This window comes from Metallosphaera javensis (ex Hofmann et al. 2022) (genome assembly GCF_022064045.1).
Classification (GTDB): Archaea; Thermoproteota; Thermoprotei_A; order Sulfolobales; family Sulfolobaceae; genus Metallosphaera; species Metallosphaera javensis.
The window spans coordinates 1-11,908 of sequence record NZ_JAKNCW010000031.1 but is presented as its reverse complement, the minus strand read 5'-3'; the positions used below and the strand labels follow the sequence as shown (position 1 = coordinate 11,908).

At 46.7% G+C, this 11,908-nt stretch carries 15 protein-coding genes; 9 read left to right on the top strand and 6 right to left on the bottom strand.

The window, feature by feature from the left end:
- Together L3N51_RS11970 and L3N51_RS11965 are read left to right on the top strand one after the other, a co-directional pair.
- On the top strand, positions 1–303 hold a 303-nt coding region (locus L3N51_RS11970), incomplete at its 5' end, for an IS607 family transposase (RefSeq protein WP_238027447.1).
- A complete protein-coding gene (locus tag L3N51_RS11965) occupies positions 281–1,546 on the top strand; it encodes an RNA-guided endonuclease InsQ/TnpB family protein (RefSeq protein WP_238027446.1) in 1,266 nt (421 codons plus the stop codon). The genes L3N51_RS11970 and L3N51_RS11965, both read left to right, overlap by 23 nt.
- 401 nt (positions 1,547–1,947) lie before the next feature.
- Here L3N51_RS11965 and L3N51_RS11960 read toward each other — a convergent pair whose 3' ends face one another.
- The gene (locus tag L3N51_RS11960; protein ID WP_238027445.1) at positions 1,948–2,511 is read right to left on the bottom strand and encodes a TRASH domain-containing protein; all 564 of its coding nucleotides are present in this window, start codon (positions 2,509–2,511) and stop codon (positions 1,948–1,950) included.
- Positions 2,512–2,624: 113 nt separating this feature from the next.
- On the opposite strand from L3N51_RS11960, the gene L3N51_RS11955 reads away from it, so the two are divergent.
- Both L3N51_RS11955 and L3N51_RS11950 read left to right on the top strand, forming a co-directional pair.
- Positions 2,625–2,795 (top strand): YHS domain-containing protein, encoded by a 171-nt coding sequence (locus L3N51_RS11955; protein ID WP_238027448.1) that lies wholly within the window; start codon positions 2,625–2,627, stop codon positions 2,793–2,795.
- Positions 2,785–5,013 carry a heavy metal translocating P-type ATPase gene (locus L3N51_RS11950; protein WP_238027444.1) on the top strand — a complete coding sequence of 743 codons (2,229 nt, stop codon included), beginning with the start codon at positions 2,785–2,787 and terminating at the stop codon, positions 5,011–5,013. The genes L3N51_RS11955 and L3N51_RS11950 overlap by 11 nt, the downstream gene beginning before the upstream one ends.
- Position 5,014: 1 nt before the next feature.
- On the opposite strand, the gene L3N51_RS11945 is transcribed toward L3N51_RS11950, so the two are convergent.
- The 5 genes from L3N51_RS11945 to L3N51_RS11925 form a co-directional block, all read right to left on the bottom strand.
- On the bottom strand, positions 5,015–5,353 hold the full coding sequence (locus L3N51_RS11945) for a nucleotidyltransferase domain-containing protein (protein ID WP_238027443.1): 339 nt from the start codon (positions 5,351–5,353) through the stop codon (positions 5,015–5,017).
- Entirely contained in the window at positions 5,335–5,715 is a 381-nt protein-coding gene (locus L3N51_RS11940; RefSeq protein ID WP_238027442.1) for a HEPN domain-containing protein, read from the bottom strand. The genes L3N51_RS11945 and L3N51_RS11940 overlap by 19 nt, the downstream gene beginning before the upstream one ends.
- A gap of 30 nt (positions 5,716–5,745) precedes the next feature.
- A complete protein-coding gene (locus tag L3N51_RS11935) occupies positions 5,746–6,939 on the bottom strand; it encodes an NAD(P)/FAD-dependent oxidoreductase (protein ID WP_238027441.1) in 1,194 nt (397 codons plus the stop codon).
- Positions 6,940–6,984: 45 nt separating this feature from the next.
- Positions 6,985–7,755 carry a hypothetical protein gene (locus L3N51_RS11930; protein ID WP_238027440.1) on the bottom strand — a complete coding sequence of 257 codons (771 nt, stop codon included), beginning with the start codon at positions 7,753–7,755 and terminating at the stop codon, positions 6,985–6,987.
- A 176-nt stretch (positions 7,756–7,931) separates the two neighbouring features.
- Positions 7,932–8,552 carry an arsenate reductase (azurin) small subunit gene (locus tag L3N51_RS11925; protein ID WP_238027439.1) on the bottom strand — a complete coding sequence of 207 codons (621 nt, stop codon included), beginning with the start codon at positions 8,550–8,552 and terminating at the stop codon, positions 7,932–7,934.
- 349 nt (positions 8,553–8,901) lie between these two features.
- Between L3N51_RS11925 and L3N51_RS11920 the strand changes: the two genes are divergently transcribed.
- The 5 genes from L3N51_RS11920 (at position 8,902) to L3N51_RS11900 (ending at position 11,836) form a co-directional block, all read left to right on the top strand.
- Positions 8,902–9,660, top strand: a complete 759-nt coding sequence (locus tag L3N51_RS11920; protein ID WP_238027438.1) for a hypothetical protein — start codon at positions 8,902–8,904, stop codon at positions 9,658–9,660.
- 259 nt (positions 9,661–9,919) lie between these two features.
- Entirely contained in the window at positions 9,920–10,597 is a 678-nt protein-coding gene (locus L3N51_RS11915; protein ID WP_238027437.1) for a sulfocyanin, read from the top strand.
- A 103-nt stretch (positions 10,598–10,700) separates the two neighbouring features.
- On the top strand, positions 10,701–11,354 hold the full coding sequence (locus L3N51_RS11910; protein WP_238027436.1) for a sulfocyanin: 654 nt from the start codon (positions 10,701–10,703) through the stop codon (positions 11,352–11,354).
- 94 nt (positions 11,355–11,448) lie between these two features.
- Positions 11,449–11,586, top strand: coding sequence for a hypothetical protein (locus L3N51_RS11905; RefSeq protein WP_238027435.1), 138 nt, complete (start codon positions 11,449–11,451; stop codon positions 11,584–11,586).
- A 91-nt stretch (positions 11,587–11,677) separates the two neighbouring features.
- Complete coding sequence (locus tag L3N51_RS11900) at positions 11,678–11,836, top strand: hypothetical protein (protein WP_238027434.1); 159 nt, start codon at positions 11,678–11,680, stop codon at positions 11,834–11,836.
- The last annotated feature ends 72 nt before the right edge of the window (positions 11,837–11,908 follow it).

Genomic DNA, 11,908 nt, shown 5'->3' with positions numbered 1-11,908 from the left:
ACTGATATGGGATCTGGATTGAACATGAGGAGAAAAGGGTTCCAGAAACTACTCAGAATGATACTAAACAACGAGGTGAGCAAAATAGTCGTGGCCCACCAGGACAGGCTGGTGAGATTCGGATTTGAGATACTTGAGGAGGTGTGCAGGGCACACGGTTGCGAGATAGTGGTGCTCGAAAAAGAGGATCCAGAACAGGAACTAATCGAAGACTTGATCAGTATCCTAGTCTCGTTCTCTGGCAGAACGAGAGGTCATGAGCGTGAAAAGGTGAAGAAATGTGTTGAAGAACTTAAGAATTAAAACCTTTACGCCAGAAAAAGAATACATACATTTAACGTATGCGATAAGAAATGAGGAGGAGAGAAGCAAAGAACTAATTCGTGCATACGTGAACTTACTGAACAGAGGAATAAAGTACGTGTTCAGCAAAGTTAACGTGAAGAAAGGAAGAGTCGAGCTACCAAAAAAGAAGGAAATATACAGGGAGTTGAGAGACCTAATGAAAGAGAATGCGCAAGGACTGGCAAAACACTGCGTTGACCAGGCAATTCACGACGTGTACTCTATCCTTGACTCCTGGAGGAGGAGATTTGAGAAGGGGAGAAGCAAGTTCAAACCACCGCTTGTGAGGAAGGGTTACGTGAGGGTGAAAACCACGTTGAGGAAAGTCCTCGGTAAGAGCGTGAGGATAACCGTGAAACCACACGAATACATCACGTATTCCTGGGACGGAAGCTGGTTCTCTGAAAGAGTTGAGGAAATGGAGTTAACAGAACCGGTGATCAAGGAGGATAAAGTGTACCTGGTGTTCAGAAAAGAATCACCAACAACCACGCCACCTGAAACTGTTGCATTTGATTCTAATCTCTTTTCACTCGACGGTTACGATGGCGAGAAATTCATCACGATCTCTCTGAAGCAACTTTACTCCTTGAAGTACGTCATGCAGATGAAGAGGGCTAAGGTACAGTCTGTAGCCTCTAAGAAGTTGAAGGGTGGTAGGAGACTCTTGATGAAGTACTCTCATCGTGAGAGGAATAGGGTTAATGATTTGATTAACAAGCTGGCTAACTTCATCCTCGAGTTGTATAATAATCATGTTCTGGTCTTCGAAAAGTTAAATAAGCAAGGTATGTTTGGTAATGCTAGTGAGTCTTTATCCAAAAAGTTATCTAGGACTGTTTGGAGGAAGTTAGTTAACACGTTGAAATACAAGGCTCCTCTATACGGTTGTAAAGTGGTGGAAGTGAACCCGCACCTCACATCCAGGTCTTGCCCCAGATGTGGATGGGTTTCCCGAACGGTTGGCAAGACCTTCAGGTGCGGGAGGTGCGGGTTCACCCTTGATAGGCAATTCAATGCTTCACTTAACATTATGAAGAGGTTCTTATCTAAATTCAACCTCAAGATGTGGGGGTTTCCTCACCGTAAGGTGAGTGGGGTTATCCCCCTAATGGGAGTGAGAAGGATGAACGGGTTAATCCGCGACTTCGGTGAACTCCAAGGGTCGAGAATTGAATACAAAGTACATGAAATTCAATGAGACCTAAACCCCTTTAACTGTCTGTAGAGTTCCCTATCAACGTTCTTAATCAGCACTTCCACAAATAGAAATTGTTTAAGAGAGATAATAAAGTTTAACTTGATTAACTTATCATGATTAGTACTTTCCTGAAAATCCCTTCAAGTCCATTTTACCTAAAAGTTTTTCAGATCTGTCCAAGGATCTTCCAGTTAAATTTTATCTTTAAGATCAATGACATCGCTCATCTATGAACGATTTTCGTTTTGGTATGGATTTTCTTGAAGAATATCTCACTACGTTAAAATCCGTAAAGCACTACATGATATTTTGCGCGTAGTGCATTCTTCACGAGGGTTATTCGTGTGTCCTGGGCGTGCCCCCGGAACTGGGTTACATATTATTGTGAATTTTAGGAGACCTTAACGCGATACACCAAAGTCCGGACCAGGCCCATCAGGATCATGGTTCCCCTCTCCCTTCTCCGTCCTCAACTTCTTGGCGAGTTGCGTCTGACAGGTCCTACAGCAGGTGTAGTATACCTTCTTTCCTCTCCTGACCAGCAGGGGCTCTCCTGCTATCTCCCCACCACAGTAATCGCACCTTAAACTGGATCGTCTAACTCTTGTGGAGCCGACTTTCTGCACCGCAATGAAGTACCTCTCCGTTTTCAACTTGGACAAAACTTCCTCCACCTGCTCCATGCTTCCCGTGATGGTAACCATGAACTTGCCGTCAATTAACCTGTAACACTCAGCCCCCTCAGCGCAAGCGCTCGCCACAGCGAAGACTGTCAGCTTCCCCTCCTCGTAAAAATCCACAGTGAACTTTATTCCCTTTTCCCTGAGGGACTGGAGAATCTTGGCCACTGTGGCTCTACTGACTCCAAGTTCCCTAGCCAACTTACTGGAACTAGTCCTAGAGTCTTCCCTCAGGTAGGTTAGCACTTTGTACTCCAGTTCGCTTAATGAGTTTACATCTGTCAAGATTATCCCTCGTATTACGATGTTATTATGTCATTCTGATTCCCTATTACGGGAAACAATAGACAATGAATACAATGTATATTTAAGCTTTCAACAGGATACTATCTAGAGATATTATGATGGATCCCGTCTGTGGAATGGAAGTGAAGGAAACCTCGACCTACAGAACAATGTATAAGGGAAAGATGTATTACTTCTGCAGTCCGCACTGCAAGACTGCCTTTGAGAAGGACCCGGAGTCCTATCTCAAGGGTGGCCCAAGGGGAATGCCCCATGGGCACTGACCAGTCCCTCAGGCTGAAGAAGGAAGAGGAACTCAAGATCCTGGGCATGCATTGCGCCACCTGCGAGGTAACTGTAACCAAGGCGATCTCAGGAGTTAAGGGGGTTCAGGACGCCAAGGTAAACCTGGCCTCCGGAAACGCAAGGGTTATCCTGCAGGGGGCAAGACTCAAGGAAGTGGTGGACGCAGTAAGGAGGGCCGGATATGATGTGGCCCTTCAGAAGTTCACAGGAAGGGTCAGGGTGAGCGAGGAGGAGTCCCACAGGCTGGTGGACATCCTGGAGGGGATTGAGGGGGTGGTTTACGCGAGGGTTAACCCAACCTCAGGTCTGGTCATTGTGGAGTACAACCCCGTCACCACCTCCTCGGAGAAGATACAGCAGGAGCTGGAGAGGCGTGGTTACAGGATAGAGATTAAGGAGGAGAAATTATCCCGATCAAGCGACTTCAAGGACTTAGCTCTCCGCCTGCTTGTTGGAGCCGTGATCTCTCCCCTCACTCTGATAAACATCCCACTCCTTCAGCTCATCCTTTCCATCCCCGTGGTTTTCTTTGCAGGAATGAGATTCCACACTGGAGCTTACAGGGCACTGAGGAACAGGACCACAAACATGGATGTCCTGGTTTCGCTCTCCTCGCTGACTGCATGGGTCTACAGTGTAATCTCCCTCCTGTTTCTTCACTCAGGATACTTCTTCGATTCTGCCTCCCTCCTGGTCACGTTCATCCTTGCAGGTAAAACGCTCGAGGCCTACATAAAGGAAAGGACCAGCAGTGAGGTCGTGAGCCTGCAATCAGTTAAGGCCACCAAGGCTAACGGTGAAGTGGTGGACTCCAGGAAGCTGAAGGTGGGCGATGTGGTCCTGGTGAGGGCAGGCGAGGTCATTCCAGCGGATGGGGTTGTGGATGAAGGAGAAGGATACGTCAACGAGTCCATATACACCGGAGAGCCCCTTCCCGTGAAAAAAGTGAAGGGAGATCCGGTTATAGGTGGATCCACCCTGACCTCAGGCTTCCTTAAGGTGTACCTCACCAGAGCCGGAGAGAGGACCTACATATCCCAGGTCATTGAGGCGTTGAGGGAGGCGGAGGCAGTGAGAATACCAATCCAGGGACTCGCGGACAGGATTTCAGCGGTGTTCGTTCCCACAATCATCGGGATTGCCCTGATCTCGTTTGCCTTGTGGTTATATGCGATGCATGAGACCCTGACTTTCTCAGTCCTCATAGCAGTTGCCGTTCTCGCCTCGGCGTGTCCCTGCGGGTTTGGTCTAGCCACTCCCATGGCGGTGATGGTTGGGATCAGGAAGCTTCTGAGAAAGGGGATAGTTGTGAAGAACGGGGAGAGTCTCGAGAAACTTGGGAAGGTTAAGACGCTAGTCCTGGACAAGACCGGGACTATCACGAGGGGAGAGATCGTCGTGGAGAGGTTCCAGGAGTATATCCAGGGGGCTGTAGAGCTTGCCTCGTCGCTGGAGAAGCTGAGTGGCCATCCGGTAGGCAAGGCCATAGCTTCCCTTTCAAGTTCCTCCCACAGGGTGGAGGGATTTACGGAAATGGATGGGGGAGTTTACGGGAAGGTGGATGGACAGGACGTTTTGGTTGGAAGACCAGATCTAGTCAAGAAGAACTGCGAGGGCGAACCCCGTGGAGACGTGAGCGTGTGCGTCAACTGGAAAGTTGGTGGAGATTTCTGGTTAAACGATCAGATGAGGGAGGGAGTAAGGGAAGTTGTGGAGGAGCTAAGAACAAGGTTCAGGGTGATTATTGCTACGGGGGATTCAAGCATGTACGCCGATAGGATTGCCTCAGAGCTAGGAGTGGAACTGAGGAAGGGCCTGACCCCCGAGGATAAGGTGGAACTCGTGAGGCAACTTAGAGAAGAGGGTGGAGTTGCGTTCGTGGGGGATGGGATCAACGACGCTCAGGCCCTGAAGGAGGCGGATGTGGGGATAGCAGTTGCCACTGGTACGGATATAGCCAAGTATGCAGGGGACGTGGTCATTCCAGGCCTTACTGCTTTACCCTTCCTGTTGAGGCAGTCCCACAGGACCGTGAGGAAGATCAAGGAAAATATAGCATGGGCCCTTACCTACAACGCTGTTCTAGTACCCATAGCAGCCGGCATGCTCTATCCCCTGGTGCTACCACCCGAGTACGCAGCCCTGGGAATGGCAATGAACAGCGTCAGTGTGGCTCTCTGGAGTTTTGTTCAGTGAACTAAACCTCAATCCACACATCCATAAATCTCTTGTACCATGTCTCGTATTCGCGCGTCGTAACCACGTGGATCTCAAAGATTTCGTTGTTCAGCATCTCCATCACCTCTCCCATGGTTCCTGCCTTGGTTTTCACGTCCTTTCCCAGAACATCTGAAATTATTAGAACGTCTATGTCGCTATCTGGCCTTGGATTTCCCCTTGCAACGCTTCCGAAAAGGATAACCCTACCCTGTTTATCCCTTGAGATCACGAATTCCTTGATCCTGCTCAGGAACTCATTCAGCCTCGAAAATGCCTCCTCTCTCTCCTTGGCCAGCCTTACGAGGTAATCAGACATTGTCCCAGCTCCTTGAACTTGTTGGCAAGCGAGACGGCCCTCTCGGCGTCTTCCCTAGAGAACATGGTTCCAAAATATCTTCCCTGCGTGTAAGAGAAATAGATCACATAGAGGAGGTCCCTGTTTTCCTTTCTAAACAAGTTTAAGTTACATCTATCTCCATACAGATTCTCTATTTTCTCCAGGAGCGAAAGAACGTTATGAGACTTTGGGAAGTCACCGGCCTTCAAGTAAATGAGAAATTTCGCATATAACTGAATAAATTGCTCCACATCGAATAGGGTCAAGTTATAGTAACCCTTATTCAGATTGTACTTGGCATTATCCAGAAATTCTTCGGCTCTGTCCCTCAGAAAACTCATATGAGAGAGAACCCCGTGTAGATTAAAAACCTAAGGCTTCAGATCACTGTTCTCGTCCTTCAGCTTCGATGGATTCATCTCCTTCCTCTCCCTTATAATGGAATTTAGCGCCTCAAGCTCATCGCCAGGCCTATTAACTGCAACATACCCATTCACCAGACCTGCCTTGAGATATATCACGTTAAATGACCCATTTTCCATGGTCCCTCTTATAACATACTCGTCATATCCCGTGGTCTCCCCTGCGGACTCTATGTGAAGATCAAATATGTCTGACCATACAGTGGAGAGGAAGTCATACTCCTCTTCCTTTCCCATCATGTTTCTTGCAGCTAGTCTCCCCGTGTACTCAGCGTTATTCCAGTGCTCAATTCTCCTCCTCTTCCCACTAACCGGGTCCTCTATGCTGGCAACGTCTCCTGAGGCGTAAATGTTCTCCTTACTTGTTCTCAGAAACCTGTCCACCAGAACCCCGTTATTTACCGAAATACCGCTTCTCTCCGCCAGTTCCACATTGGGTTGAATGCCAGTAGCCACAAGGACGAGATCAGCCTCAATCTCCCTTCCGCCACTTAACATTGCCCTCAACTTTCCTCTTTCCTCAAATCCGCTCACCGATTCGTTAAGGATGAACCTTACTCCCCTCCTCTCGAAGTACTCCTGGAAAAACCTTGAGACCTTCTCGTCCACGAAGGTGCTCCAGATGTACGGTTTAACCTCCACCATCTGCACCTGAACTCCCAGCTTAGTAAGACTCGCGCCAGCTTCCATTCCTATGAATCCTGCACCCACTATCAGCGCTGATTTCGAGGTTTTGGCCTTCTCTCTTATCCTGTCCGCGTCTTCCAGCGTCCTGAGATAGTTTACCCTATCTCCTCCAGGTACGTTTAGTTTTCTGGGCCTCCCTCCTGTGGCAATCAACGCCCTTTGGAACTCAATTTCACTCCCGTTGTCCAGATATGCCACATTTCCCCTTATCTCCTCCACGTTAACACCTGTGATTATCCTTTCCCTGTACCCTTCTGGTAGACTGAAGAAAATGGAATCCCTTTCAATTTCACCTCTCATGTACTCCTTGGATAGCGGAGGTCTATCGTAGGGAAGTGAGCGATCGCCTGTTACCATCATCACGTCTACCTTGGGTCCACTACTCGCAAATTCGTCCAGCGCGTGATAACCAGACACTCCACTCCCTATAACCAAGTATTGAACAGAGGTTTTCATGGAAAATATATTATTTATCGTGATTATAAAGATGTGGAAAAGGATCTAGGTCCTACGTGGATCTAGGTCCCTCAGTCTCATGCTCCTGGGAGGTCTGGGCGTTAATACCCTGAAGTGGTAACCGAGTCCAAGTGCCGTGAGAGGCGGTAATGCAACGTAGGCAATAAGGAGAGAAGTGCCCCCAACGGGAGATACAAGAATGATGTTGGCTGCGGGTATAGCTGAACTCAGTATGAGAGGGATGGAAATACAGCAACTTCCACCTCCTATTACGCCGAGCAGGGGCGCAAGAAGAATTGTCCTCATTTTCCTGAACCTTCCGAAAAGCTCCATAACCTTAACTATGGTTGCAGTCACTAGGATCGCTATTACTATACCCATCACAATGGCATACATGGAGAGCTCTATGTAGAAGTTTGGAGGGAAACCCATCACCACTGAGGGATTGAAGATCAGGTTATAAACTAAACTTAGGGCCACGTCTCCGGAGAAGGGAGTAATGGAAATGGTGAGGAATGGTGAAGATATTGAAAAAAGTTGCCCATAAATTTCCGTTAAGAGTTTCTCTATCGCAATACTATATACGAGAAAATGGATTACAACATACGAAGTAAATACCCCGACTGTAGATATTCTAATATTCTTACTCAGTACCTGAATCGGGCCCTTCAACAGGTTAATCAACGTAACAAGTATAGACATCCACAGCACAAAACTTCCGAATCCAGACAGAGCCGGGTTATCCCCCTCTATCCCCACTATTGTCAGGAGAAAGCCGATCGCTAAAACCGTTAGCCTGTAGATATAATTGCTCATAGTCCTAAGATTAACCATCTAATTAAAAACTTTCACCTAATTAAACATGCAAAATATCACTGATAGTTTGGAGAAAACTACACCGACCAATGGCCTATAAGCTTAACTAAAATAGAAAAAATGATAAAATATCCTACCTCAATTATTATTTGCTAGTCTAGTGATTATTTTTCAAGCTAGGATGAGGAGGACGATGGCGCCTGGGCTATGTTATCATATACACCATACAGCAGTCTGTTGAAGCCCAGTGCGTATATGTTGCCTGTGGTGCTGTCATATTCTAGGATGACCTGCGGAAGGAACTGGTTTGGGTGTCCTATAACCTGAATTCCTCCCCTAGTGAAATCGTACTGAGAGTAATGATATGGGCACACTCCACAATTTGTCTTGGGGTCGTACTGGACAGGTCCTCCCATATGGACGCAAACGTTACTAAAGGCCACCACATCTCCGTTGGGTCCCACTCCTCCCACGGACTTTACACCTGTTCTCACTATGGTTATGGGATATCCCATATACGTGGTGGTAACAGGAGATCCCACTGTGAGAGAGTTATAGTTTGCCACCATCTGTTTCTGATAAGTTTGCTGAACTGGAACCTGTACCGTCTGGGTTTGAGTTACAGTCTTGGTTACTACCTCCGGTTGCTTCTCGATAACCGTCTCCTTGAGAAGCCTTGGAAAAGCGTTACCTCCTATAACTATACCTGCTGCGACTCCCGCCACTGCTGCGGCTCCACCAATAACCACAGCTCTTCTGTTCGGGTCAACCGAGCCCTTGTCTTTGTCCTTGCTCATTTTCGTTCGATTAAAAAAGATGTTTTTTCTTAAATAAGATTTAACATATATGTTGGTCAGAACATATTTTTAGATCTTGTATTTACTAAATTTAATTTATTTTCAATTAAAAAAGACAATGAATTGGGTTGATTTGATGTGGAGTAATACGTGATTTTCCTGTAAAACTTGGCCTTGTCCTCGTGATACCATGGCCTTACTAAACCGTTTTCTAACGCGGGTCTTTCACACTACATGCTAGAGTTAAGGGTGCTTTATTAGTTTACACTCTAATTCAATATCTATGAAGTGGGCAAATCTTCGACGAACGCTGTTTCCGATTCTCCTTTCACTGAGTTTAATTACATATATGCTGAGCTTAGAAAAACATGGTTACATCCCCCTTTCAATTATATCAAGTGTAACATTCTGGATAGGGGTTGGCATAGCTGTCCCAGTGCCCTTTTATGAAGAAACCTTTTTGAAAGTAAAGAAAGGTATAGCATATATAATTAGCTCGGTCGTTTATCTGACATTTCATGTTCTTCTATACGGAATCTTCTATAATGTTGTTTTAGCTGAGGGCTTAGGACAGAAGCTCTCCATCTATCCTTTCTTGTCCGCAGGATTTGGTGTCTCAGTTCCCACGTCTCCCATTCTTTTCCCGTACTGGGTCTCCACGAGTCTGGGATTTTGGGTGTTCATAGGTCCCTTTGAAAGCGACACCATTCCCTACTCGCTTTTCATGGGGATACTCCTTTCTCTACTACTCGGGGCAAACGTATCTAGGTTAATGTACTTGAGGAGGCTGATCAAGGACTATAAACGGTCTCTGGCAATCCTGACAGCTTTACCCACTATTGCCATCGTGTCAGGAACGTCGTGTTGCCTTTCCCTACCCTCTATAATTGTGTATATTGTAGGCGTGGCCTCCGGGACCATATACTCCTTGCTTGGCGTATTGGCCTCTCCTGTCTTTTTCGTTTTATCCTATTTCGGGCTACCCTTGGGTTCTCTGGTAATCTTATACCTGAGTCTCAAGGATATGAACAAATGGATTTCCAAGATAGAGTCCAACATGAGAGTACTGGAAAAAATGGGAAGTCGCGAAAAGGGTATCAAGCAATAGATGTTGCCTCCCTTGTTTTGCCTGAGGTCAGACAATTCGCTATAGTGTGTGGAGTTACTGTAATCAAAGGCCTCTAAGTTTCTGCTAGATGTCCAATTGAAAGAGAACCGAAGACGTCGCTAAACAGATACTCCACACACTACAATTCGCTATGGCGTTTTCATTTGCCTGATAATTCATGCATTATTCAAGGAACTAAATCAACAAATTATAGTATATAATGAAAAGATTTTTAAAACGGCTTCGTTGTAGTGTGTTAATGGCAAAGATAGATACTCCCATGGTAGTCGCGATAGTGATAGCTATAATCCTAGTTGCCGTAGCAGCGTATTATATAGCAGTTAGGTCCACTCCCATAAATGTGGGCAATGTTACTACCACACTTCCTGCTCAGAACGTATCTGTTTCAAGCACTTCTAATATGACTGTAACCACTACAAACACGACAAAAACTTCAACCAACACGACCTCTACGTCCACCACATCACTACCCCCAGGCGCCACTCCACTTCCCTACAACTCCGCCAACAAGACCGTCTTCCTCTACATAGTTGCCTCCAGCTCAGGCCAACCCTTCAACTTCAACGGAACCAGCAACGGACAACTTCACATCTACATCCCAGCTGGCTGGACGGTCGTGGTTCACTTCACCAACCAAGAGGGCCTGGAACACAACTTCCTCATCATCCAGAACACCACGGCAACTCCAGGAGATGACGTTGGCCAGGACGGGACCATCATCCTGGCAGCGGGAACAACGACCTCCAACTACATGAACGTGGGTATATCCAGCGGTCAGACGGCAACGGCCTCAGCCATGATCCCTGCGGGAATATACTGGTTTGCCTGCGGAATCAGCGGTCATGCGGCAGCCGGGATGTGGGGAGTCCTTATCTCCTCGTCCTCAGTGACCACTCCATACGCAATCCAAAGCTAAGGTTTTTTATTTCTCTCAATTTAGCTCTTTTAGTTATTAAAAACTTGTTCTTTGTAAAGCTAAAATATATATACCAAATTAATCACTATCTAAACGATAGCTCATGAGCAAAATCGGAGTTGCAATCATTGTCCTAATATTTGCAGGAACGGCATTTATGATAGGTTTTCTCTCGTATAATTTTTCCATAGTTAACTTTCCAGTGCCCACGGTTCATAACGCCAAGTTATTAGGTGAAGTTTCTACCACTAAGACCTCTGTCACTGTTTCAAATGTTACGACCTCTACGTCCACCACATCCACATCACTACCCCCAGGCGCCACTCCACTTCCCTACAACTCCGCCAACAAGACCGTCTTCCTCTACATAGTTGCCTCCAGCTCAGGCCAACCCTTCAACTTCAACGGAACCAGCAACGGACAACTTCACATCTACATCCCAGCTGGCTGGACGGTCGTGGTTCACTTCACCAACCAAGAGGGCCTGGAACACAACTTCCTCATCATCCAGAACACCACGGCAACTCCAGGAGATGACGTTGGCCAGGACGGGACCATCATCCTGGCAGCGGGAACAACGACCTCCAACTACATGAACGTGGGTATATCCAGCGGTCAGACGGCAACGGCCTCAGCCATGATCCCTGCGGGAATATACTGGTTTGCCTGCGGAATCAGCGGTCATGCGGCAGCCGGGATGTGGGGAGTCCTTATCTCCTCGTCCTCAGTGACCACTCCATACGCAATCCAAAGCTAAGGTTTTTTGCCCAGTCTTCTTTTCTCACAGGGTTATTTCAGATCTTCATAGAAAAGCTTTTAATTGATTTTATGTTGTTTAATCCTGAAGTAACATGATAGCCTTCCTAGCTTCCACCTACGCTTCCGTAAGCAGTATTGGTTTTGAGGACGTCTTCGGTTTTGGCCTAGCCGCAATAGCCATAGTGGGAGGGATAGCGTTCTACCTATTAATGAGGAAAAATGCAGTGTAAATTTTTCTTACGATTCTAAGACAATCTTTATATTGTAATAAAGGAGAAAAGCTTTTTAACTTTATTTTGCGTTTACCTAGATTGAGGAAAATTGTCCGAGCACAGAGATTGGGAAAAAATATGGTTTGTGGTCATGCTCGTTATAGTGGCAGCATTCGTCGGGTACTCTTTTTTGGGTGTGGTGAGCGGTAGCACCGCCACCTACAGGTTTGGATTACCCCTGCAGAGCGGTGTTCCAAAGCCCCTGTAGCACTTTTCGGAACTTACCTCAGGCTGAACAGTTTCTTGGTATCACCCACCTCAAGGTAAAGGGTTTTAAGCA

Excerpts from the sequence above, each read along its gene's own strand:
- L3N51_RS11950 (WP_238027444.1), top strand. The coding sequence starts at position 2,785 with ATGGGCACTGACCAGTCCCTCAGGCTGAAGAAGGAAGAGGAACTCAAG.
- L3N51_RS11945 (WP_238027443.1), bottom strand. The coding sequence starts at position 5,353 with ATGTCTGATTACCTCGTAAGGCTGGCCAAGGAGAGAGAGGAGGCATTT.
- L3N51_RS11940 (WP_238027442.1), bottom strand. The coding sequence starts at position 5,715 with ATGAGTTTTCTGAGGGACAGAGCCGAAGAATTTCTGGATAATGCCAAG.
- L3N51_RS11935 (WP_238027441.1), bottom strand. The coding sequence starts at position 6,939 with ATGAAAACCTCTGTTCAATACTTGGTTATAGGGAGTGGAGTGTCTGGT.
- L3N51_RS11930 (WP_238027440.1), bottom strand. The coding sequence starts at position 7,755 with ATGAGCAATTATATCTACAGGCTAACGGTTTTAGCGATCGGCTTTCTC.
- L3N51_RS11925 (WP_238027439.1), bottom strand. The coding sequence starts at position 8,552 with ATGAGCAAGGACAAAGACAAGGGCTCGGTTGACCCGAACAGAAGAGCT.
- L3N51_RS11920 (WP_238027438.1), top strand. The coding sequence starts at position 8,902 with ATGCTGAGCTTAGAAAAACATGGTTACATCCCCCTTTCAATTATATCA.
- L3N51_RS11915 (WP_238027437.1), top strand. The coding sequence starts at position 9,920 with ATGGCAAAGATAGATACTCCCATGGTAGTCGCGATAGTGATAGCTATA.
- L3N51_RS11910 (WP_238027436.1), top strand. The coding sequence starts at position 10,701 with ATGAGCAAAATCGGAGTTGCAATCATTGTCCTAATATTTGCAGGAACG.
- L3N51_RS11905 (WP_238027435.1), top strand. The coding sequence starts at position 11,449 with ATGATAGCCTTCCTAGCTTCCACCTACGCTTCCGTAAGCAGTATTGGT.